15 protein-coding genes are annotated in these 21126 nt (G+C 65.2%); 9 read left to right on the top strand and 6 right to left on the bottom strand.

Annotated features, from left to right (window positions below; all coding sequences use genetic code 11):
* Positions 1-200: 200 nt before the first annotated feature.
* Positions 201-1688 carry a caspase family protein gene (locus JQ635_RS22305; protein WP_211411919.1) on the bottom strand — a complete coding sequence of 496 codons (1488 nt, stop codon included), beginning with the start codon at positions 1686-1688 and terminating at the stop codon, positions 201-203.
* Between the two features lie 143 nt (positions 1689-1831).
* Positions 1832-2752 (bottom strand): LysR family transcriptional regulator, encoded by a 921-nt coding sequence (locus JQ635_RS22300; protein ID WP_211411918.1) that lies wholly within the window; start codon positions 2750-2752, stop codon positions 1832-1834.
* A gap of 95 nt (positions 2753-2847) precedes the next feature.
* Between JQ635_RS22300 and JQ635_RS22295 the strand changes: the two genes are divergently transcribed.
* The 5 genes from JQ635_RS22295 (at position 2848) to JQ635_RS39230 (ending at position 7768) form a co-directional block, all read left to right on the top strand.
* Positions 2848-3291: a DoxX family protein gene (locus tag JQ635_RS22295; protein ID WP_061877608.1), complete on the top strand. Its 444-nt coding sequence runs from the start codon at positions 2848-2850 to the stop codon at positions 3289-3291.
* Between the two features lie 352 nt (positions 3292-3643).
* Positions 3644-4675, top strand: coding sequence for a TRAP transporter substrate-binding protein (locus tag JQ635_RS22290; RefSeq protein ID WP_211411917.1), 1032 nt, complete (start codon positions 3644-3646; stop codon positions 4673-4675).
* A 34-nt stretch (positions 4676-4709) separates the two neighbouring features.
* Entirely contained in the window at positions 4710-6563 is a 1854-nt protein-coding gene (locus tag JQ635_RS22285) for a TRAP transporter large permease subunit (protein WP_211412079.1), read from the top strand.
* A gap of 12 nt (positions 6564-6575) precedes the next feature.
* Complete coding sequence (locus tag JQ635_RS22280) at positions 6576-7553, top strand: hydroxyacid dehydrogenase (protein WP_211411916.1); 978 nt, start codon at positions 6576-6578, stop codon at positions 7551-7553.
* A gap of 89 nt (positions 7554-7642) precedes the next feature.
* The gene (locus tag JQ635_RS39230; RefSeq protein WP_283826895.1) at positions 7643-7768 is read left to right on the top strand and encodes a hypothetical protein; all 126 of its coding nucleotides are present in this window, start codon (positions 7643-7645) and stop codon (positions 7766-7768) included.
* A 3-nt stretch (positions 7769-7771) separates the two neighbouring features.
* Here JQ635_RS39230 and JQ635_RS22275 read toward each other — a convergent pair whose 3' ends face one another.
* Positions 7772-8938 carry an ABC transporter substrate-binding protein gene (locus JQ635_RS22275; RefSeq protein ID WP_211411915.1) on the bottom strand — a complete coding sequence of 389 codons (1167 nt, stop codon included), beginning with the start codon at positions 8936-8938 and terminating at the stop codon, positions 7772-7774.
* 285 nt (positions 8939-9223) lie between these two features.
* On the opposite strand from JQ635_RS22275, the gene JQ635_RS22270 reads away from it, so the two are divergent.
* From JQ635_RS22270 to JQ635_RS22260, 3 genes are all read left to right on the top strand, one after another.
* A complete protein-coding gene (locus JQ635_RS22270) occupies positions 9224-11653 on the top strand; it encodes a bifunctional diguanylate cyclase/phosphodiesterase (protein WP_211412078.1) in 2430 nt (809 codons plus the stop codon).
* Positions 11654-11741: 88 nt separating this feature from the next.
* A complete protein-coding gene (locus JQ635_RS22265) occupies positions 11742-13037 on the top strand; it encodes an MFS transporter (protein ID WP_211411914.1) in 1296 nt (431 codons plus the stop codon).
* A 156-nt stretch (positions 13038-13193) separates the two neighbouring features.
* Entirely contained in the window at positions 13194-15779 is a 2586-nt protein-coding gene (locus tag JQ635_RS22260) for an EAL domain-containing protein (protein WP_211411913.1), read from the top strand.
* A gap of 76 nt (positions 15780-15855) precedes the next feature.
* Here JQ635_RS22260 and JQ635_RS22255 read toward each other — a convergent pair whose 3' ends face one another.
* The 3 genes from JQ635_RS22255 to JQ635_RS22245 form a co-directional block, all read right to left on the bottom strand.
* Complete coding sequence (locus JQ635_RS22255; RefSeq protein ID WP_211411912.1) at positions 15856-17901, bottom strand: GAF domain-containing protein; 2046 nt, start codon at positions 17899-17901, stop codon at positions 15856-15858.
* A gap of 290 nt (positions 17902-18191) precedes the next feature.
* On the bottom strand, positions 18192-18827 hold the full coding sequence (locus tag JQ635_RS22250; protein WP_211411911.1) for a response regulator transcription factor: 636 nt from the start codon (positions 18825-18827) through the stop codon (positions 18192-18194).
* A gap of 231 nt (positions 18828-19058) precedes the next feature.
* The gene (locus tag JQ635_RS22245; RefSeq protein ID WP_211411910.1) at positions 19059-19670 is read right to left on the bottom strand and encodes a TetR/AcrR family transcriptional regulator; all 612 of its coding nucleotides are present in this window, start codon (positions 19668-19670) and stop codon (positions 19059-19061) included.
* Between the two features lie 137 nt (positions 19671-19807).
* Between JQ635_RS22245 and JQ635_RS22240 the strand changes: the two genes are divergently transcribed.
* Positions 19808-21040 (top strand): cytochrome P450, encoded by a 1233-nt coding sequence (locus JQ635_RS22240; protein WP_211411909.1) that lies wholly within the window; start codon positions 19808-19810, stop codon positions 21038-21040.
* The last annotated feature ends 86 nt before the right edge of the window (positions 21041-21126 follow it).

The following is a 21126-nucleotide window of genomic DNA, read 5'->3' as shown; positions in this document are numbered from 1 at the left end:
GAGGCGGCGCAGCGCGTAGCGGTGCGACGCAGAGCCGGGACCCAGGAGGCCGTATCACGCGGTGTTAGATGGGCCCCGGCTCTGCAGCGCACCGCTGAAGAGCGCTGCGCTGCGTCCGGGGCACGAGAGCTGTTGATCGCTCGCCATCAACAAAGATGTCCGCAGGCGTGGCCTGCGGACATCTGTTCGTATCGGCAGTCTCAGTACCGGCCGCGATCGTTGTGATAATCGCCGCCGCGGCCGCCACCACCCAGGCCCATGCCGAGGCCAATCCCGATGCCGATGCCTTGCATCACGGCGGCGGGAGGCGGGCCGCGATCCGGCGGCGGTGCGCGCTCGTAGACCACGTCTTCAGGCGGCGGCCGGCGCGGCTTCGGCGGCGTCTCGACCACCTTGCGCTTCGGCGGGGTGTCGTCGACGCGCTTCTTGATCACGGGCGCCACGGCCGGGTTGACCGGGCTCGCCGGAGGCGTCGGCGTCGAGCACGGGCAGGTCGGCGCCATCGCGACGGCGACCGGAGCAGGGCTCGCTGCGGCGGCGACCGGCAAGGCATAGTTGCGGTTCTGCACGCGGAGCAGCAGCCTGCGCGCAGTTGCCGCGAGATCGCTGTTGTCCCAGTTCGCCAGATACGCCTCGAACGAGGCGCGGGTGTTGATGGCGACTGCGCGCTCCCAGGCCAGCATCTGGCGCCGGCGCTCCATCACCGTGCGCAGGCGCGGCGTGCGGGCGTCCTGCGCGTAGAGCTCGATATAGGCCTGATACGCCTCCACGGTGTCCTCAGTGATCACGAGCTCATAGGCGGCCTTCGGCTCCTTGCCCTGCAAATCCCGGCGCCAATCGGCGACGCTGCGCGAGCCGCTGGCGAGCGCCATGGCGGACGCGCCCGGGAGAGCCGGCTGACTGCTGCTGTCGCCGCCGAAGAACCTGAAGTCGGCCGTCAGCGACGAGCTTTCCCAGGGGATTTGCCGTCCGTCGGTCGATTGTGCCACCGCGACGCGGATGCGCTTGAACACTTCCTCGATCGGCAGATTGGGCTGCTTGGCGATGGTCAGCGCGGCTGTCGTGTAGGGGCTGTCGATGCCGTTGCCGTCCTCGGCTTCGGCGCCGGGCGAGGTCGAATACGAGATGAAGGAGCCCGGTGCGCCGGCCTTGGTGTCGACGATCGCAAGCCCGTGGCCGGCGCCGCTGAGCGCGGGGAACGGGTTGTTGCGGCAGGCATCGAGCATGAAGATGCGCGCCCGCGTCGGCAGCGCGCCGAGCGTGTTGAGCATATCGTTCAGCCGCACGCCCTGGAGCGGAATGTCGGCCTCGCGCTTGGGGTCGAGGTCGACGGGCACCAGATAGTTCTCGCCGTCAATCTGCAGGCCGTGGCCGGCATAGAACACCAGTGCGACGGTGTCGGCGCCGCTGGCGCTGACCTTGCCCGCGAAATCCGAGATCGCCGCGCGCATCTCGTTCTGACCGAGATTGGCTGCCGACGTGACGGTGAAGCCGGCGTTGCCGAGCAGCTCGGTCATGCCCTTGGCGTCGTTGGCGGCGTTGGGCAGTTCCGGCACGGTGCGATAGGCGGATTGGCCGATCACCAGCGCAAGCCGCGCTTCGGCCGCGGCATCGGTCGGCATCGTCAGTTGTGTGAGAGCAAGAAGGCCGGACGCAAGCAGCAAATTGGAAAGGACTGGACGGCGCATGATGTCACCTCCATCGGCAATGCGCGCGATGATGCCACCTTTTCTAGATCCGTACCATGACGCCGTCTGTGCGCTGGCTCACGCTTGGCGTGCGACAAATCGGGCAGGATGTCTGCCCGGCCGGCGCGTCCGGCCGTGCGGCGTCACGGCAGTCCGCGGTCCCAGGGCGTCACAGGCGCAAAGCGCGCGGCGAGAAAGTCGATGAAGGCGCGCACCTTGGCCGGCGGGCGGCGGTCGGGTAGGTAGACCGCATGCACCGCCGACGTCTGGATCTCGGGCTGGTCGAGCGGGAGCGCGGCGAGCGTGCCTGAGCGAAGATCGTCGGCGATGATGAAGGTGGGTTGCCGCGAGAGGCCAAGGCCGGCCAGCGTCGCCGCGCGCAGCGCATCGCCGTTGTTGGCACGCAAGGTGCCGCTAACCTGGACGCGGATCTCGCCCTCTGCACCGAACAGCCATTCCGCCGCGCTCGCCTGCTGCGAGAGCGTGTATCCGAGGCAATTATGCCGGGCGAGGTCGGCGACGGTGCGCGGCGTGCCGTGCTTGGCAAGATAGGACGGTGCGGCGCAGACCACGAGGCGGTTCGGCGCAAGCTTTCGGGCCACCATGCTGGAGTCGCGCAAGCTGCCGATGCGGATCGCGAGGTCCCAGCCTTCCTCGGCGAGATCGACGAGGCGATCGTTGAGACCGAGTTCGACGGTGACCTCGGGATGGGCTGCCGAAAACTCCGCGATCGCAGGCGCGATCTGCCTTGTGCCGAACACGACGGGGACATTGACGCGCAGCAGCCCGCGCGGCTCGACGCGTTCGCGCGCGATCGCGGCGTCGGCGGCCTCCATGTCGGTGAGGATGCGCTCGGCGGATTCCAGATAGCTTCGTCCGGCCTCGGTGATGGAGAGCCGGCGGGTGGTGCGGTGGAACAGTTTTGTGCCGAGCCGCGCCTCAAGCGAGGCCACATGCTTGGTCACCATGGTCTGTGACAGGCCCATCGCCCGGGCCGCGCCGGAGAGGCTGCCGGCGGCGGCGACCCTGGCGAAGACCTCCAAGCTGGTCAGGCGGTCGAGCAAGCCTATCTCACTCTATTGGTGTGAAGTATATTTCGAAAATAGCAGATTATCATCCAAATGAGAATAGATCATGTTGCGCCGCAAAGGAGACCGCCATGATCGATTCCCGTACCGCCCCGTACGCCGCACTGGTGCTGCGCGTGACCCTGGGCGCACTGTTCCTCGCCCATGCCAGCCTGAAGCTGTTCGTGTTCACCCCCGCTGGTACCGCAAAGTTCTTCGGCAGCCTCGGCTTCCCGCCCGAGCTCGCTTATCTCATCATGACCGTGGAAGTGCTCAGCGGCGTCGCCCTGATCCTCGGCGTCTGGACCCGCTATGCGGCGCTGGCCGGCATTCCGATCCTGCTCGGCGCGATCTTCACGGTGCACGGCGCCGCCGGCTTCTTCTTCACCAATCCGAAGGGCGGCTGGGAATTCCCTGCCTTCTGGGCGATCGCGCTCGCGGCGCAGGCCCTGCTCGGCGACGGCGCTTACGCGCTACGCCCCTCGCGTGATGTCGCGGCGGCAGGCGGCCAGCTCAGCGGCGCGCATTCGCGCTGACGTCACGGCATTCGCTTAGACCTTGCGAGCCGCGGGATCACGATCCCGCGGCTTTCGTTCGTCTGCTTCGTACAATCCAATCGATATGCGTTCGGCATTGATCCATACCTGAATTGGATCGATCCGTCGCAATCTTGCATGGCAGGCCTCGTCGCTGCCGTGCGGCATGCGCGAAAACACCGATAAATAAAGGCGTTCCGTCGCGGTTTCCGCAGAGCGCCTGTCGCTCGCGCCATCGCGACGCCGCCGGCTGCATCCCTTGCCTGTGTCGTCGCTTTGGCCATACAGTCGAGCCAACACGCCGCGACAACGATCGCGGCTGCAAAAAGAATAATTGGGGAGAGACCGCACCATGACCATCGTGCCCGTGAACCGTCGCGCGTTCATCAAGTCATCTGCGGCGGTCACCGCCGGCCTCGTGCTCTCTCCCGCGATCATCGGCCGCGCCGAAGCTGCGACGATGAAGCTGAAATGCTCCTCCTCGCTGCCGAACGATCCCAAATACGCCAATGGCCGCGTCTACTACGACAACCTCGTCAAGAACCTGAAGGCGAACGGTCTCGGCGAGCAGGTCGAGGTCGCCTTCTTCCCGGACAACCAGCTCGGCCAGGAAATCGACGTCATCAACTCGGTGAAGCTCGGCGTCATCGATCTCATGGTGTCGGGCTCATCGATCTCGGCCAATCTGGTGCCGCTGGTCGGCACCTTCGATCTCGGCTTCCTGTTCTCGAGCTTCCCGCAGCAGACCAAGGCGTTCGATTCCGGCGCCGCCAAGCCGATCGAGGATGCACTGCTCAAGGGCGGCAACATCCGCATCATCGCCTGGGCCTATAATTTCGGCTCGCGCAGCGTGTTGGCGAAGAAGCCGGTGAGGACGCCGGAGGATCTCGCCGGCCTCAAGATCCGCACGCTGCCCAATCCGGTCATCACCGAATGCCTGCGCCTGATGGGCGCGGCCGCGACGCCGCTGGCCTTCGGCGAAATCTACACGGCCTTGCAGGCCGGCGTGCTTGACGGACTCGAGCACGATCCGCCGACGATCCTCGCCAGCAAGTTCTTCGAGACGGCAAAACTCTACGCGCTGACGCAGCACAATTTCTCGCCGCTCGCGATCTACTTCAGCGACATGACCTACAACCGCATGGATCCGAAGCTGCGCGAGGGCTTTCTCGATGCGGCGAAGAAGGCTGCGGTCGACACCCGTGCTCATGGCCTTGCGGTCGAGAAGGAGGCGCTGGCGGCGCTCGGCGAGAAGGGTGTGACTGTGGCCGAATGTGACCGCGAAGCCTTCAAAAAGCGCGTCGCGCCGCAATACGAGAACTTCATCAAGGCGCGGCCGGACTCCAAGCCGGTCATCGACATGATCCGTGCGACGCAAGCCTGATGGCCAAGTTCCAATGGCCAAGTCCGAAATGGCGATGACAGCCGCCGTGCCCTTCTCGGGCGGCCGCCACGGCAGCATGACGCTCCTGCTTCGCGCCAGCGACGCGATCGCGGCCGCTCTGCTGGCCGCCGATCTCGTGGTCGTCTGCGCCTCCGTGCTGCTGCGCTTCTTCTTCAATGCGCCGGTCGAATGGTCCGATGACGTCGCACGCGGATTGATGGTCGGCTCGGCCTTCTTCGGTGCGGCAAGCGCGCTCGCGCGCGGCGAGAATGTCGGCGTCTCCTTCTTCCGTGATCTCCTGCCGGTGCGGCTGCGCACGCTGGTCGATGCCGCCAGCGCACTGCTGATCGTGCTGATCTCCGGTTACGTCGCCTACCACGCCATCAAGCTGGGCTCGCTCACCGCCGGCCAGACCACCGGCTCCGGCCTGCCGCTGGAGCTGACGTTCTACCCGATGGGCATCGGTGCGCTGTTCATGACGGTGTTCGCGATCGACCATCTCTGTGCGCGGCCACTTCCTGATATCGTCAGGGGGCTCGTCGCGATCATCGTGGTGACCGGCCTCTATTTGGCCTGGGATTATCTGTCGCCGTCCACGGTGCCGTCGGCGGGCACCTTGATGCTGATCGGCTTCTTCGCAACGCTGTTCGGCGGCTTGCCGATCGGCTTTGCGCTGGCGCTCGCCGCGCTGATCTTCATCTGGGTCGAGGGCGCGCTGCCCGGCGTCATCTTCGCCCAGCAGATGGCGCGCGGCATCGACAATTTCGTCCTGCTCGCGATCCCCTTCTTCATCCTCGTCGGCTACCTCATGGAAGCCAACGGCATGTCGGTGCGCCTGATCGAGCTGCTGCAGCGCGCGGTAGGACGCATGCGCGGCGGCCTCAACGTCGTGATGGTGGCGTCGATGGTGCTGTTCTCGGGGATATCAGGCTCGAAGATGGCCGACGTCGCCGCGGTGGGCTCCGTGCTGATTCCGGCGGCGCGCCGCTCCAGGCAGAATCCGGGCGGTGCGGTGGCGCTGCTCGCGGCCTCCGCGGTGATGGCGGAAACCATTCCGCCCTGCATCAACCTGATCATCCTCGGCTTCGTCGCCAACCTGTCGATCGGCGGCCTGTTCATGGCGGGGCTGCTGCCGGCGGCGTTGATGGCGCTGGTGCTGATCGTGGTGTCCATCATCTTCGGCAAGCCGCCGGCAGAAGCCGAAGACGTCGCGCCGCAGGCGCCGGTGTCCGGGCTCTGGAGCGGCGCGATCGCCGCGTTCGGCCTGATCTTCATGATCTTCTTCGGCTTCAAGAGCGGCTTTGCCACGGCCACCGAGATCTCCGCCTTTGCCGTGGCCTATGCTCTGGTCGTCGGCAGCGTCGTGTTCCGCGAGCTCAGCTTCAAGACCGCCGCGCACAGTTTCGTCCAGGCCGCGACCAGGGCAGGGCTCGTGCTGTTCATCGTCGCCGCCGCGCAGTCGCTCGCCTTCACGCTGACCCTGCAGCAGGTGCCGCACGCGGTCGGCGATTTCATGCTGGGACTGTCGAAGACCTCGGGCGTCTGGCTGTTCATCCTGCTCGCGATCGTCGTGCTGATCGTGATGGGCTCGGTGCTGGAAGGCGCCGCGGCGCTGATCATCTTCGGGCCGCTGCTGTTGCCGGTCGCGGTGCAGCTCGGGGTCGATCCCCTGCATTTCGGCGTCGTGCTCGTCATCGCGATGGGCATCGGCCTGTTCGCGCCGCCGCTCGGGCTCGGGCTCTATGGCGCGTGCCTGATCGGCAACGTGCCGATCGAGCAGACGGTGAAGCCGATCATGGGCTATCTTGGTTTGCTGTTCCTCTGCCTGCTCGTCATCGCCTTCGTGCCATGGCTCTCGACCGCGCTGCCGCGAGCATTCGGCTACTGAAGGAGTTTTGTCGTGAAGGTCCTGCTCGCGCACACGCCGGAGATGCGGCGCAACTACTATGGCGATCGCAGCCTGAACGGCCTGCGCGCGGCTGCCGAGGTGATCCTGCACGAGAGCGATGAGACGCTGGACGCTGCCGGCCTCGTGCGCGCCGCCAAAGATGCCGATATCATCGTCGCCGATCGCATGACGGAAGGGCGCGGCGAGATCTTTGCGCAACTGCCGCGCCTGCGCGCCTTCGTCCGCTGCGCCGTCGACATCCGCAACGTCAATGTGGACGCGGCCTCGGAGGCCGGCGTGCTCGTGACCCGCGCCGGCCCGGGCTTCGTGCAGGCGGTTGCCGAACTCGCGCTCGGCTTCATGGTCGACCTCTCCCGCGGCGTCTCGCGGACGACGGCGGACTATCAGGCCGGGCGCAAGCCGGAAGCACGGATGGGCCGCCAGCTCGCCGGCAGCAAAATCGGCATCATCGGCTATGGCAGCATCGGGCGCTATCTTGCTGAGATCGCCAAGGTGATGCGCATGGAGGTGCTGGTCTCCGATCCCTTCGCAACCGTCAGCGATGCCGCGATCAGGCAGGTCGGTCTCGACGAACTGCTTGCCGCGTCGGACTATGTCGTCTGCCTCGCCATCGCCAACGAGCAGACCGAGAATTTGATCGGGGAGGCGGCGTTGGCGCGCATGCAGAGGCATGCCGTGTTCATCAATCTCTCCCGCGGTAATCTCGTCGACGAGGCCGCGCTCGCAAAGGCGCTGCGCGAGAACCGCATCGCCGGCGCGGCGATGGATGTCGGCCGTGCACCCGACCAGATGCCGACGCCCGAGCTCGCAAAGCTGCCGAACGTGATCGCGACCCCGCATGTCGGCGGATTGACGCCGCAGGCGATCGAATACCAGTCGCTCGAAACCGTGCGGCAGGTGGAAGCGATCGTACGGGGCGAAGTCCCGCCGGGCGCCGTCAACGCCGAGCGTTGGACTAGGCGGCCCTGAGAGCTCGCCCTGCCTTGAACCTCGTCCGGGCCCGCGACGTCAAAGTTCCGTGCTTGTCGGGAAATGGTTCATTGAGCAGGGTTGAGCAGATGAAGTTTCTGATCGCTGCGGTGTGCGTGGTCCTGATCGGCGTGTCTCTGAGCGCCTGCCTCACATCCGATCCCGACAACAAGCCGCCTTACGGCCAGGCGAATGGCAGGAAGTCCGATCGCTAGCCCCTACAGCCGGTCCACTGCCCTGAACGTTCCGTCCTTCTGGATCACCGTCAAAAACACCTTCGGCGGTGCGTCGATCGTGCGCATACCGACGGTGACGATGCTGCCGCTGATGTCGAAGCGGCCGATGTCGTTGATGGCGCGCAGCAGGCTCGCGCGCGTCGGTTGCGGGCCTGCATTCTCCAACGCCGCGGCGGTGAGGCGACCGGAGAGATAGCCTTCGAGCGACACGAAGTCCGGTGTCAGTGTCGGGTCGAACGCCTGCTGCGCCGCCTGGTAGTCGGCGACGAGTTTGAGCGAGCGATCCCATGGAAACGGCACGACCTGCGAGACGATGACGCCTTCGCCGTCGGGGCCGAGCTCCTTGGCGAGCGCATTGGCGCCGACGAAGGAGATGTTGACGAAGGTCGGATAGGCGCCGCTGCGGTGCGCCAGCTTGATGAACTCGGCGCAGGGCCCGTAGGTCCCGACCATGACGATGGCCTCGGGCTCGGCGCGCTTGATCATGCGCCAGGCCGCGCCGACTGCGCGGGTGTTGCGCTCGAAGGTACCTTCGGCGGCGAGCTCGAGGCCGCGCTTGGCGAGCGCGCGCTTCACGCCGGCAAGGCCGTCGCGGCCGAAGGAATCGTCCTGATAGAAGATGCCGATGCGGGTGAACTGGCGGTCCTCGGTGAGATGCTTGACCCAGGCCTCGGCCTCCGCGCCATAGCTCGCGCGGATGTTGACGACGTTGGGAAGCTCGAGGTCGCGGAGGAACTCGGCGCCGGTGAACGGGCCGATGAAGGGGATGTTCCGGGCGCTGGTGATCGGGATCGTCGCCATCGCGGTCGGCGTGCCGACCGCGCCGATCAGCGCGAACACCTTGTCGTCCTCGATCAGCCGCATCGTCTGCGCCACCGAGCGGTCGGGATCATAGCCGTCGTCACGGCTGATGAGCTGGAGCTTGCGGCCGTGGATGCCGCCCTTGGCGTTGATCTCGGTGAACGCCGCGACGATGCCTTGCCGCATGCGTTGTCCGAGCGCGGAGGAGGGGCCCTCGAGCGCGGCCGCCTGGCCGAACAGGATCGCATCGTCGCTGACGCCGGCCTCGCCGCCTTGCGCCGGCAGCAGGCTTGCTGCCAGCAAAGCGATGGTCAAGGCGAGGCATGTCGCTGAGTGCGATCGTATCATGGGGATGCTTGCCGGGTGCAGGATGAGCCCCGCGCACAATAGTTCTGCAGGCTGAACAGCTCGCTAACCGGCGTCGCAACGCCGATCCGTATGACTCCGGGTAAAACCGGCAAGTTATTTCCAGTCTGTCGGCACTTGCGGGGCAATCATTAACTAAGCCGTGCATTGCGGGGCGCCCTTGTTCCGAAATTGTGCAGTTCTTAACCCCAATCCTTGTCCGATAGCAGTTCCGGCGGCTCAACCAGAGGTTCGTGCCGCCGCGCCGAAGGGGACGTGCGGATCAAGATGGGCGGTCGCGATCAGAACGATCAGGATCGGAAGCGTGTGACCGGATGGTGGCGTGCCGCGCCGCTGCTCGGGCTCTATCGCCCTGCGCTGGTCGCGGTCGCCGTCGGGCTTCTGTTCTCGATCGTGGGCGCCGCCGCCGTCGCGCGCTGGGAAAACCGCGTCAACCGGATCGAGTTCGAGAACGCGGCCGAAACCGAAGCGATCGTCATGCAGAACGGCATGGGCGAGTACATCTCACGGCTGGTCGCGCTGCGCACGCTGTTCGAATCCACCAACGAGGAAATCACCCGCAGCGAGTTCGAGACCTTCAGCGCGCGTCTGTTCGAGCGCCATCCCGGCATGCTGCGCATCGCCTGGCTGCCGCGCGTGAACCGCAAGGAGCGCGCCGAATACGAGGCCGCCGCGGTCGCTGACGGCGTGTCGGGCTATCGCATCAAGTCGCTCCAGGGCGATGCCTTCGCGGCCGCGCCGCAGAGCGACGAATATTTCCCGGTGTTCTACTCGACGCAGCCGAAGACGTCACAGGTCTACGGCATGGATTACACGAGCATCCCGGAACGCCTTGCGGTGCTGGAGCGCGCCCGCGACAGCGATCGGGTTGCTGCCGTCCGTACCCGCCTCTACGAGCCCAGGGAGGGCGGCCGGCTGCCCGACGTCCTCGTCGCCATTCCCGTCTACGCCAAGGGAACGTCGCGCGACACGGTCGCGGACCGGCGCCGCAATCTGGCCGGCTTCGTGGTCGGCGTCTTCGATCTGCCGCTGCTGATCCAGTCCATCCGCGTGACCACCGGAGCAAGCCCCGCGGTCAGTGTGAACGTCTATCCGCCCTTCACCGGCCAGATCGTCAGCCTCGAGGAGATGCTGCCGGACTATTCGTCGGCGGCCACCGCGCCGCAGTCGATGCGGGACGTCGCACGGGTTCTGCACTGGTCGGGCAGTCTCAAGATCGGCGACACCGACTGGCAGGTGCGGGCGATGCCGACGGCCGGCGGCGCGCTGGAGACGGGCTATGATCGCGCGGCCGCGGTCCTCATCGTCGGCATGCTGCTCACGCTGTCGCTGTCCACCTATCTCATGCTCGCCAGCCGCAATTCGCGGCGGCTATCGCTGGCGAACCGGCGGGTGCTCGAGCTCGCGCAGACCGACATCCTGACCGGCCTGCCGAACCGCGCCTTCTTCCTCGCCCGGCTCGACGAGCTCAACCGCCAGCTCGACGATAACGGCGCGACCTTCTCGATCCTGATGCTCGACCTCGACCGCTTCAAGAACGTCAACGACTCCCTCGGTCACGGCGCCGGCGACGTGCTGCTACGTCAGGTGGCGCAGCGGCTGAAATCCGCGCTGCGCGCCACCGACGTGCTGGCCCGGCTCGGCGGCGACGAGTTCGCCATCATCCAGGAGGCCTGCGAGGATCAGCGCACCTGCTCGACCGAGCTCGCGGCACGGATCGCCAAGCTTGTGGCGCAGCCGTTCCTGCTGCCCGGCCATCGTGTCGAGATCGGCACCAGCATCGGGATTGCGATCGCGCCGGATCACGGCAGCGACCAGGAGCAGTTGCTGAAGAAGGCCGACCTTGCGCTCTACCGCTCGAAATCGGCGGGCCGCAACTGCTTCACCGTCTACGACGAGGCGATGTCGGCCGAGCTCGAGGCGCGCAACACGCTGGAAGGGGACTTGCGCGACGCCATCGCGCGCTGCCAGCTCGAGGTGCATTACCAGCCGTTCGTCGGTGCCACGAGCGGCGCGCGGTGCGGCTTCGAGGCGCTGGTGCGCTGGCGGCATCCGAGCCGCGGACTGATCCCGCCGGATCAGTTCATTTCGCTGGCCGAGGAGACCGGGTTGATCGTTCCGCTCGGCGAATTCGTGCTGCGGCGCGCCTGCGCGGACGCGGCCGGCTGGCCCTCCGACCTGATGGTCGCCGTGAATCTCTCGCCGATCCAGTTCAAGGAAGCCGAGCTGTTCGAGATGATCTGTGCGGCGCTGGCGGATTCCGGCCTGTCGCCCGAGCGGCTGGAGATCGAGATCACGGAATCCGTGCTGCTGGAGCGCGGCGTCGAGAATCACGCTTTCATGGAGCGGCTGAAGAGCATCGGCATTGAGCTCGCGCTCGACGATTTCGGCACGGGCTATTCGTCGCTCAGCTATCTCACCGCGTTCCCGTTCGACAAGATCAAGATCGACAAGTCGTTCATCCGCAACCTCACGCACCAGCCGCGCTCTTCCGCCATCATCTCCTCGATCGTGACGCTGGCGCGCGGGCTGGACATGTCGGTCACCGCCGAGGGCGTCGAGACAGCTGAGGAATTCGAGCGGCTGAGGGCGCTCGGCGTCAATTTCGCCCAAGGCTATCTGTTCGGGCGCCCGCAGCCGGTCGACGAGATCGCATTCGACGAGTCAGTCCAGCCGTCGCAGCTCGACGCGGCCTGAGCGCATTGCCCGACGGGCATGCGCGAAAAGCGCTTGACCCGGACACCCTCAGATGGTCCGAAGGATCGTCTAGGGATGAAACAGAAAAATGCGGCTTCCGTTCTTCTACGGCTGGGTCGTGGTCGCCGTGACCTTCGTCACCATGGCCATCGGCGTCAACGCGCGCACGGCCTTCTCATTGTTCTTTCCGCCGATCATCTCCGAATTCGGCTGGGAGCGCGGCATCACCGCGGGTGCCTTCTCCTTCGGCTTCGTCGCCTCGGGCGTTGCGAGCCCGCTGATCGGCCGCCTGATGGATCGCGCCGGCCCACGCGCGGTGATGGAGCTCGGCGTGGCGCTGATGGGCGGCGGGCTGCTGCTGGCGCCGCTCACCAGCCAGCCCTGGCATCTCTATCTCACCATCGGCGTCATGGTCGGCGCCGGCAGCGTCTGTCTCGGTTATTCCGGCCAGTCGCTGTTCCTGCCGAACTGGTTCATCCGCAAGCGCGGCTTTGCCATCGGCATCGCCTTTGCCGGCGTCGGCATCGGTTCGGTGACGCTGCTGCCATGGGTGCAGCACATGATCGAGCAGACCGGCTGGCGCACCGCCTGCACCGCGATGGGCCTGCTCGTCCTGATCGCGCTGGCGCCGATCAATCTGCTGCTGCACAGGCGCCCCGAGGATATCGGCCTCCAGCCGGACGGCGATGCGGCGCATGCCGCAGGCGCGGTAAAGCCGATCTCCAATGTGGTCGACCCCGTCTGGGTCAATACCGACTGGACGCTGAAACGCGCCGTCGCGACCGCGCGGTTCTGGTGGATCGCGGTCGGCTATTTCTCCGGCCTGTACATCTGGTACGCGGTGCAGGTGCATCAAACGAAATTCCTGCTCGATATCGGCTTCAGCCCTTCTGTCGCGGTGTGGGCGCTCGGCATCGTCAGCCTGCTCGGCATTCCCGGCCAGATCGTGCTCGGCCATGTCTCCGACCGCATCGGGCGCGAGTGGGTCTGGGCGATCAGCTGCGCAGGTTTTGTCGTCTGCTTCGGCGCGCTGATCGCGCTGAAATATCTGCCGTCGCTCTGGCTCGTCTACGTCATGGTGTTCACGCAAGGCGCGCTCGGCTACGGCCTGACCTCGATCATGGGCGCGGTGGTGTTCGAGATTTTTCAGGGCAGGCACCAGGGCAGCATCTTCGGCACCATCATGCTCGCGGCCCTGGCGGGCGGTGCGGCAGGTCCCTGGCTCACGGGTCTGCTCTATGATCGCACCGGCGACTACACGCTCGCCTTTGCCATCGCCATGGTCGTGAGCGGCTTGTCGGCGCTGTCGGTGTGGCGGGCCTCGCCGGGTAAGGTGCGCGCCGTAGCCGGACGGCTGCACAAGCTCAAACCGGCATCCGAATAGGTTCCGGACGCATCAAGATAGCTCTGCCGTTTTCGCGAAGCATTAAGCATGCTGCCTCTTGGCGCGGTGCGGCGGAATGGCAAAAACGTCTTGGACACCATCGGAGCGTTAACCTCTCGCCGATTGCCGCATTTCCCGATGCCGCCGGTTCAGACGATGTCCGCCTCCGATCGCCTTGTCACAGAAACTCAGGACGTGCCGCGCGCCGTGCTCGAACGCGCCGACGACGGCATCGTCATCGTCGATGAGGCGCATCGCATTACGCATTTCAACCCCGCCGCGGAACGGATCTGGAAGCTCGCCGCTACCGAGGTGCTCGGCCGCGATGCCGCCGTTCTCGCCCTCAAATGCCTGGAGGCCGGTGCGACCGCGGATCTCCGCGAGGAGATCAGCCTCGTGCGGCGCGACGGCAGCCGTATCAAGGCGCTTGTGTCGATGTCGTCGGCGACGGTCGATGGCGCGACCCATCGCATCGTGTTCGCGCGCGACGTCACCCTCGATGCCGAACGCCGCGCCAGGATCGGGCTTCTCCACGCGGTCTCCGACCAGACTAACCGCGTGGTGATCATCACCGACGTCGAGCAGAACATCGTCTACGTCAATTCCGCGTTCACGGCTCTGTTCGGCTATACCAGCGAGGAGGCCGAAGGGCGCCGCGCGGGCGAGCTGATCGCCGGCCGCCACACCGATCGCAACGCCGTTGTGAATCTCGTCAGGCGCCTGATGACTGGCGGCCACGGCGGCGAGGTCGAGGTGCTCGTCTACGACAAGGACGGCGAGGAGATCTGGGTCTGCGCCCGGATCGATGCCTTCCGCGACAGGAAGGGGCGGGTCAAGCAGATCTTCGCGCTGCTCGATGACATCACCGAGTCCAAGCAGCTCCGCTCGCTCCAGCAGCTCATCATGAGCGCGCTGGCCGACGAGATTCCGATCGCCGACATCGCCGACAGGCTGTGCCGCCGGGTCGAGGAGATCGCACCCGACGTGGTCTGCTCGCTGCTTCACATCGATGCCGCGGGCCTGGTCCATCCGCTCGGCGGACCTAGCCTGCCCGACGATTATTCTCGCGCATTGGATGGCGTCGCGATCGGCCCCAATGTCGGCTCCTGCGGCACCGCGGCCTTCTACGGCGTGCCGGTTCTGGCCGAGGATCTCGACACCGACCCGCGCTGGCAGCCTTACAAGGCCATGCCGCTCGCGATCGGCCTGCGCGCCTGCTGGTCGACCCCGATCAAGGCCAAGGACGGCCGCGTCATCGCCACCTTCGCGTTCTATTTCCGTGAGCCGCGTGCGCCGAGCAAATGGCACCGGCGCATCGTCGATGCCTGCGTCAATCTCGGCGCCTTCGCGATCGAGCGCAAGGAGGCGCGCGCCGAGATCGCGCGGCTCGCCTATCACGACATCCTCACCGGCCTGCCCAACCGCGCGCAGCTGCGCCACCTGATCACCACTGCGATCGATGCCTGCTCGACCGGCAGCCATGTCGCGCTGGCCTTCCTCGACGTCGATCATTTCAAGGACGTCAACGATACGCTCGGCCACGCCGCCGGCGACGAGCTCTTGATCCAGCTCGCGCAGCGCCTGCGCGAGCAGATCGGGCCCGAAGACATGCTGGGACGGCTCGGCGGCGACGAGTTCGTCATCCTGCTGCCGCAACGTAACGCCGAGGCCGCCGAGCGTATCGCGGCCGGGATCGCGGAAGCGCTGGCCGCGCCTTTGAGGCTCGGATCGAAGCTGATGCCGATGTCGGCCAGCATCGGCATCAGCCTCTATCCCGATCACGCGACGGACATCGACACTTTGATGCAGCAGGCCGATGCCGCCATGTACATGGCCAAGCAGGCCGGCCGCTCCACCCATCGCCTGTTCAGCGCCGAGATGAACGGGCTGACCGAGCAGCGGCTGGCGCTGATCGCGGCGCTGCGCCGCGCCATCGCGGACGGCGCGCTCAGCCTCAGCTACCAGCCGCAGATCCGCAGCTGCGACGGCGCCATCCATGGCGTCGAGGCGCTGGCGCGCTGGCATGATGCCGAGCTCGGCGATGTCTCGCCGGCGAAATTCATCCCGCTTGCCGAGGAGTGCGGCCTGATCGAGCAGATCGGCCTGTGGTCGGTACGCGAGGCCTGCCGGCAGATGGCGAGCTGGCGCGGCGCCGGGCTCAATGTCCCCAGCGTCTCCGTGAACCTGTCGCCGATCAATTTCCGCAACGTCACGTTGGCCGAGCGCCTGAAGGACATCCTGGCCGGATACGATTTGCCGCCGGACGCCCTGATGCTCGAGATCACGGAGGGCGCCTTCATGCATGACAGCGTCGCCGCGCTCGAGACCATGAATGCGATCCGCGAGCTCGGCGTCGGGCTCTCGGTGGACGATTTCGGCACCGGCTATTCCAGCCTCAGCCGCCTTGCGCATCTGCCGATCCGCGAGCTCAAGATCGATCGCAGTTTCATGCGCGACATCGAGCGTGACGCTGGCGCGCTCGCGATCGCCACCGCCGTGGTGCGTGTCGGTCAGGGCCTTGGCATGACCGTCGTCGCCGAAGGCGTCGAGACCGAGGGCCAGCGCAGGACGCTGGCCGAGCTCGGCTGCGACGTCGTGCAGGGCTTCCTCTATGCGCCTGCGCTCGCGCCCGTCGCCTTCGAGCGCTGGCTGATCGAGCACTGCGCCGAGCAGGCGAGGGCGATGTTGGGGCGGCTGGATGTTGCGGTGGTGGAACGCGAGGCGGTGAAGCGGTCAGCTTAGGCCGTGTACCTAACAACCCGGCGGATGACTACGTCCGCTTTGCTCCTATAGCGACCAAGTTCGTGCGGCAGCGCAGTCAGTCGCGATGGGCCAAAGAGGTTCGCGGCAGCGTGATAATGAGCTCGGTAAACACACCCAGCTCGCTCTCGACATCGAGGGTTCCGCCGTGTTGTTTGACAATGATGTCATGGGTCATCGACAGACCGAGCCCCGTGCCTTCGCCAGCTGGCTTGGTAGTAAAGAAGGGATTGAACATTTTTTCCTTCACCTCGACCGGAATCCCGGTGCCGTTGTCGCGGATGCGAATTTCGACCTTGTCGTCAAGGTTGTTCGTGGTCGCACTCAGCACAGGCTCAAAGGTCTCGTCTCCCGCCTCGGACTTGCGCCTGGTCGCGGCATAGAAGCCGTTGGAGATCACGTTGAGCAGCGCGCGCGTGATCTCCTGCGGATATACCTCGATTTCGCCCGCGTCGGGGTCGAGGTCCTGCGTGAGCGTGATGTTGAAGTCGGACTTCTCTGCGCGCGCGCCATGGTAGGCTAGATTAAGACTCTCCTGGACGAGGGCATTGATGTCGGCGAGGCGGCGCTCGCCCGGTCCCTCGCGTGAGTGCAGCAGCATGTTCTTGACGATGGAATCGGCCCGCTTGCCGTGCTGCACGACCTTTTCGAGGTTGCTCTTCAAAAGCGCCGTCAGCTCATCGACTTCGGTGCGGATCTTGTCGACGAGTTCGGCGGGCTTGAGGGCCTCGTTCAACTCCTCGGTCAACTCCGCTGAAAGGGCTGCGAAATTATTGACGAAGTTGAGCGGGTTCTTGATCTCGTGCGCAATGCCCGCGGTGAGCTGGCCGAGCGAGGCAAGCTTTTCGGTCTGCACCAGGCGGTCCTGTGCGGTGCGGAGGTCGTCGAGGGATTGCGAGAGATCGTCGGTTCGCTGCCGCAGCTCCTTGAGCAGTCGTGTGTTTTCGATGGCGATCACCGCTTGTGCCGCAAAATGTTCCAGCAACTCGACCTGTTTGTCGCTGAACTCTTGCACTTCCTTGCGGTAGACAGCAAAGCCACCGACAAGCTCGCTCTCCTTGAGCATCGGCACAATCAGAACGGTGCGGGCTGCGGCGACCTTGTAGATCAGATCGTCGGGATGCTCTGTGGCGATATCGGCAATGTGAACCAGCGCCTTGGTCTCGACGAGGCGCCCCAGCGAAGGCGCCCCATCAAACGGCGCGATGAAGTGTGGCGGCGTTTCCTGGTCGGGCGCGTACAATTGCGGCACGTTTTGCGCGGCCATTCGCGCCACCCGCCGCAACCTGTCGCCTTCGTATAGGAGCAGCGTCCCAAAACTGGCACGGCAGATGCGCACGGCATTTTCCAGCATGGCCTCGAACACCGGCCCAAGTCCGCCAGGCGAACTGGATATGACTTGTAGCACTTCCGACGTCGCGGTTTGCCGCTCCAGCGCTTCCCTCGTTTCATTGAACAATCGCGCGTTCTCGATCGCAATCACCGCCTGGTCGGCGAAGGTCTGTAGCAATTGCACGTGATGGTCGGCGAATGAACCGGTCTCGACTCGCGTCACGGTGATCAAGCCGATAGGCACCCCATTGCTCATCAACGGCGTGAACAACATGCTGCGAAAGCCGCGCAATCGCGCCAAATCCCTGGCCAGTATGTTTGGCGAGGATTCGGTATCGACAATCTGCATTGGTTTGCCATCACGCAGCAACTCGAAGGGCGCCGAAGACGTTGTGAGATGCCGCGGGAACGAAGCTCGCAACGCTTCGTCAGCGACCGGATTGGTCGGCGTGAACGCCTCTAGGTGTTGCATGCCGTCGATATAGCGAAACACTGACGTAGAGAAACCGCCAATCAGCCTGTTGGCGCTGATCGCAATCGCCTCGAATACCGGCTGCGCATCGTCAGGCGAACTTGCGATGACCTTCAATATTTGGGCCGTCGCCGCCTGCTGCTCGCGGGCCTCCTTCAGGTCTTTGCTCGGACCGGCGACCGAACGACGATTCGCTCGGCTGGCCGCTGGCGCAATGCGGCGCTTGCTCTTGGTGGTCTTGCGGCCCTTGCGGGTCTTCGCCTGGCTCGTCTTGCCGCCCGTTCTTGATGGCCGCGCCATATCCGCCCCCAAAGGGTCAAGAAGGGTATCTTATCGGTCCAAACCATCATTCAGGAAGGGCCGGGATAGCCTGAATCGCATGTCACCGGGCCGGGCTGATGTCCGAGAACATTTTCGACGGTTTCGGCAGAGATTGTCGGCCGGCTGATGTCCGCTTCTACCTCGCAGGCGTCCAACCGGGGTCTGTCCGGAATAGTGGCCTGTTCCTCTCCCGCAAGCGGGAAAGGTGAACAGGTCCGCGGCATTCGAACCTGAAGCCGCTCCGCTCTAGCAACGGCCCCGCGCCATGCTCATGCAGTCGTGTCCGGCTCGTCCTTTGCGCCGAGCACGCCGAGCCGCTCGGCGATCCTGACCAGCTCGACCACCGATTGAACCTGAAGCTTCTCCATGATCGCGCTCCGATGCGCCTTGATGGTCCGCTCGGTGCTGCCGAGCTCGCGCGCGGCATGCTTGCTCGTCTTGCCCTGGACGATGATCTGGAAGACCTGCCGCTGGCGCGGGGTGAGGGTCGAAAGCCGGGCCCGAAGCGCTTCCAGTTCGCCGTCGAGTTCGCGCGCGTTGCGATGCCGCGCGATCGCGCGTGCGATAGCGCTTAAGAGATCATCCGCGCCAACCGGCTTGATGAAGAAGTCGTCCGCGCCCGCCTTGATCGCCTTCACGGTGACGCCGACATCAGGATAAGCGCTCAGAAAGATGATGGGCAGTGTCGAGCCGCGCTCGGTCAAGCGGCTCTGCAGCTCGAGCCCGCTCATGCCCGGCATCCTGACGTCCAGAAGAATGCAGCCCTTGCTTTCGTCGGGCTGCTGTTCCAGCAACTGTTGCGCCGATGCATAGGTGGCGACGCGGTATCCGCTTGCCTCTAGAACTTGTTGGATGGCCGATAGGTACGATGCGTCGTCATCCACGACATGGACGATGCCGGGCAATGAATTCTCCTGAACGAAAAGTAGCCGCAGTGCTTGCTTTTCTTGATTGTTGGTGCAGCGCCTTCTCGTCCGGTCGTTGCCGGATCACGTCGCTCTTGAATGGCAGTTACGTCCTGAAATCGCGAGGTGCAAATTAAATTTGGTACAACATGCGGTACCCGACGTTGAGTGTGTCCTTTTGATCGCAAACCGGGCGGCGCGCGTGACAGAGGTGTCATCTGCAGCCACGCCCTAGTTCGACGAAAGTCCTGTCCTGCGCCGCAAATCCGTAATTGCACGCAGAAAGCTGTCGGCCGGCGTCGTCTCGGGATCGATCAGCCGGTGCAGGCGGAACCCGTCTTCCAGCGCGAGCACGACGGAGGCCATCCAGGGCGGGTTCACGGTGTCGTTCTTGCCGTTGCCCTTCAATGTCGCCTCGACGATGTCGGCGACCAGCTTGCGCCGCGCGCGCAGGCGTTTTGCTAGTTCGGGGCGGCGCTTCTCGGCGCGCGCGACGTAGAGGATCATCTCCATGTGGAGCAGGGGCGCGCGGCCGAGCGGATCCTGCCGGCTGCGGTCCATCGCCTTCAATGCCGCGATGAAATCATCGAGATTGTCGTGCTGGGCGAGGATGTCCATGTTGCGGCGGATCGATTGCTCGACATGGTCCTCGAGCATGGCGATGATCAGCTCGTCCTTGCTCTTGAAATTGGAATAGAAGGCGCCGCGGGTGAAGCCCGCGGCCGCCGCGATCGCCTCGATGCTGGCGCCGCCGATGCCGTCCTCCTCGAACACGCGCGCGGCCGCCTCGAACAGTCTGTCGCGCGTGTCGTCCCTGGTCGGCCTGGTTCTCACCCTTGACATCGGCGCAGCTTAGGGCAGAATGCAACTCGATACAATAATGTATCGAGTTGACAGCAGTTCAACGGTTTTGGGGATGGTTACGCCGGGCAGGGGCTGCCTTGCGTATGCGTGTCATGCGGCAACCGATTGAGGTCACCATGAACGAGCAAGTGCAACCCGCAGGCGGCGATCCGCTGTTCAACCCGCTGTCGCCGGACTTCATCCGCGATCCCTATCCGCATTACGACCGCCTGCGCGCGATCGACCCGATCCATGTGACGCCGTTCGGCCAGTTCGTCGCCAGCCGCCACGCCGATGTCAGCCTCGTGATGCGCGACAAGCGCTTCGGCAAGGATTTCGTCGAGCGCTCCAAGCGCCGTTACAGCGAAAAGATCATGGACGAGCCGGTGTTCCGCAGCATGAGCCACTGGATGCTGCAGTCTGATCCGCCTGACCATACTCGCCTGCGCGGCCTGGTCGTGAAGGCCTTCACCGCCCGCCGCGTCGAGGACATGCGGTCGCGCATCCAGGAGATCGTCGACCAGGCCATCGATGCCGTGATCGCGCGCGGCCACATGGACCTGATCGAGGATTTTGCCTTCCGCCTGCCCGTCACCATCATCTGCGACATGCTCGGCATCCCCGAGGACCATCGCGAGGTCTTCTACAAGAGCTCGCGCGACGGCGGCCGGCTGCTCGACCCCGTGCCGCTGACGCCGGAGGAGATCGCCAAGGGCAACGCCGGCAACATGATGGCGCAGATGTATTTCCAGCAGCTGTTCGAGCTGCGCCGCAAAAATCCCGGCGACGACCTCATCACGCAGCTGGTGCAGGCCGAGGAGGATGGCAACAAGCTCACCAATGAGGAGCTGACTGCCAACATCATCCTGCTGTTCGGCGCCGGCCACGAGACCACGGTCAATCTGATCGGCAATGGTCTGTTGGCGCTCCACCGCAATCCTGACCAGCTTGCGCTGCTCAAGGCGCGGCCGGAGCTGATGGTGGGCGCGATCGAGGAATTCCTGCGCTACGATTCCTCGGTGCAGATGACCGGCCGCGTCACGCTGGAGGACATCGAGGATCTCGGCGGCAAGCAGATCCCCAAGGGCGAGACCGTGCTCTGCCTGCTCGGCTCGGCCAACCGCGATCCCGCCGTTTACCCTGATCGCCCCGACCGGCTCGACGTCACCAGGCAGAACGTGAAGCCGCTGTCCTTCGGCGGCGGCATCCATTTCTGCCTCGGGGCCCAATTGGCGCGCATCGAGGCTGAGATCGCCATCGCGACGCTGCTCCGGCGGCTGCCTGATTTGCGCATCGACGACGTCGAGAGCCCGAAATGGCGGCCGACCTTCGTGCTGCGCGGCCTGACGCAGCTCCCGGCCAGCTGGTGAGGCCGCAGCGTTAACCTCCGCGCGCAACAGTCGCTGTGACTTCGCCACACTTCCCTCTATATAAGGGGCTGTTCCGGCGCGCCTGA

This window comes from Bradyrhizobium iriomotense (genome assembly GCF_018130765.1).
In the GTDB taxonomy this organism is placed as follows: domain Bacteria; phylum Pseudomonadota; class Alphaproteobacteria; order Rhizobiales; family Xanthobacteraceae; genus Bradyrhizobium; species Bradyrhizobium iriomotense_A.
This window is presented reverse-complemented; position numbering and strand designations above follow the sequence as displayed.

What these genes read in the sequence shown, in the direction of transcription:
- JQ635_RS22305 (WP_211411919.1), bottom strand. Translation starts at nt 1,688, where the DNA reads ATGCGCCGTCCAGTCCTTTCCAATTTGCTGCTTGCGTCCGGCCTTCTT.
- JQ635_RS22295 (WP_061877608.1), top strand. Translation starts at nt 2,848, where the DNA reads ATGATCGATTCCCGTACCGCCCCGTACGCCGCACTGGTGCTGCGCGTG.
- JQ635_RS22290 (WP_211411917.1), top strand. Translation starts at nt 3,644, where the DNA reads ATGACCATCGTGCCCGTGAACCGTCGCGCGTTCATCAAGTCATCTGCG.
- JQ635_RS22285 (WP_211412079.1), top strand. Translation starts at nt 4,710, where the DNA reads ATGACAGCCGCCGTGCCCTTCTCGGGCGGCCGCCACGGCAGCATGACG.
- JQ635_RS39230 (WP_283826895.1), top strand. Translation starts at nt 7,643, where the DNA reads ATGAAGTTTCTGATCGCTGCGGTGTGCGTGGTCCTGATCGGCGTGTCT.
- JQ635_RS22275 (WP_211411915.1), bottom strand. Translation starts at nt 8,938, where the DNA reads ATGATACGATCGCACTCAGCGACATGCCTCGCCTTGACCATCGCTTTG.
- JQ635_RS22270 (WP_211412078.1), top strand. Translation starts at nt 9,224, where the DNA reads ATGGGCGGTCGCGATCAGAACGATCAGGATCGGAAGCGTGTGACCGGA.
- JQ635_RS22265 (WP_211411914.1), top strand. Translation starts at nt 11,742, where the DNA reads ATGCGGCTTCCGTTCTTCTACGGCTGGGTCGTGGTCGCCGTGACCTTC.
- JQ635_RS22260 (WP_211411913.1), top strand. Translation starts at nt 13,194, where the DNA reads ATGTCCGCCTCCGATCGCCTTGTCACAGAAACTCAGGACGTGCCGCGC.
- JQ635_RS22255 (WP_211411912.1), bottom strand. Translation starts at nt 17,901, where the DNA reads ATGGCGCGGCCATCAAGAACGGGCGGCAAGACGAGCCAGGCGAAGACC.
- JQ635_RS22245 (WP_211411910.1), bottom strand. Translation starts at nt 19,670, where the DNA reads ATGTCAAGGGTGAGAACCAGGCCGACCAGGGACGACACGCGCGACAGA.
- JQ635_RS22240 (WP_211411909.1), top strand. Translation starts at nt 19,808, where the DNA reads ATGAACGAGCAAGTGCAACCCGCAGGCGGCGATCCGCTGTTCAACCCG.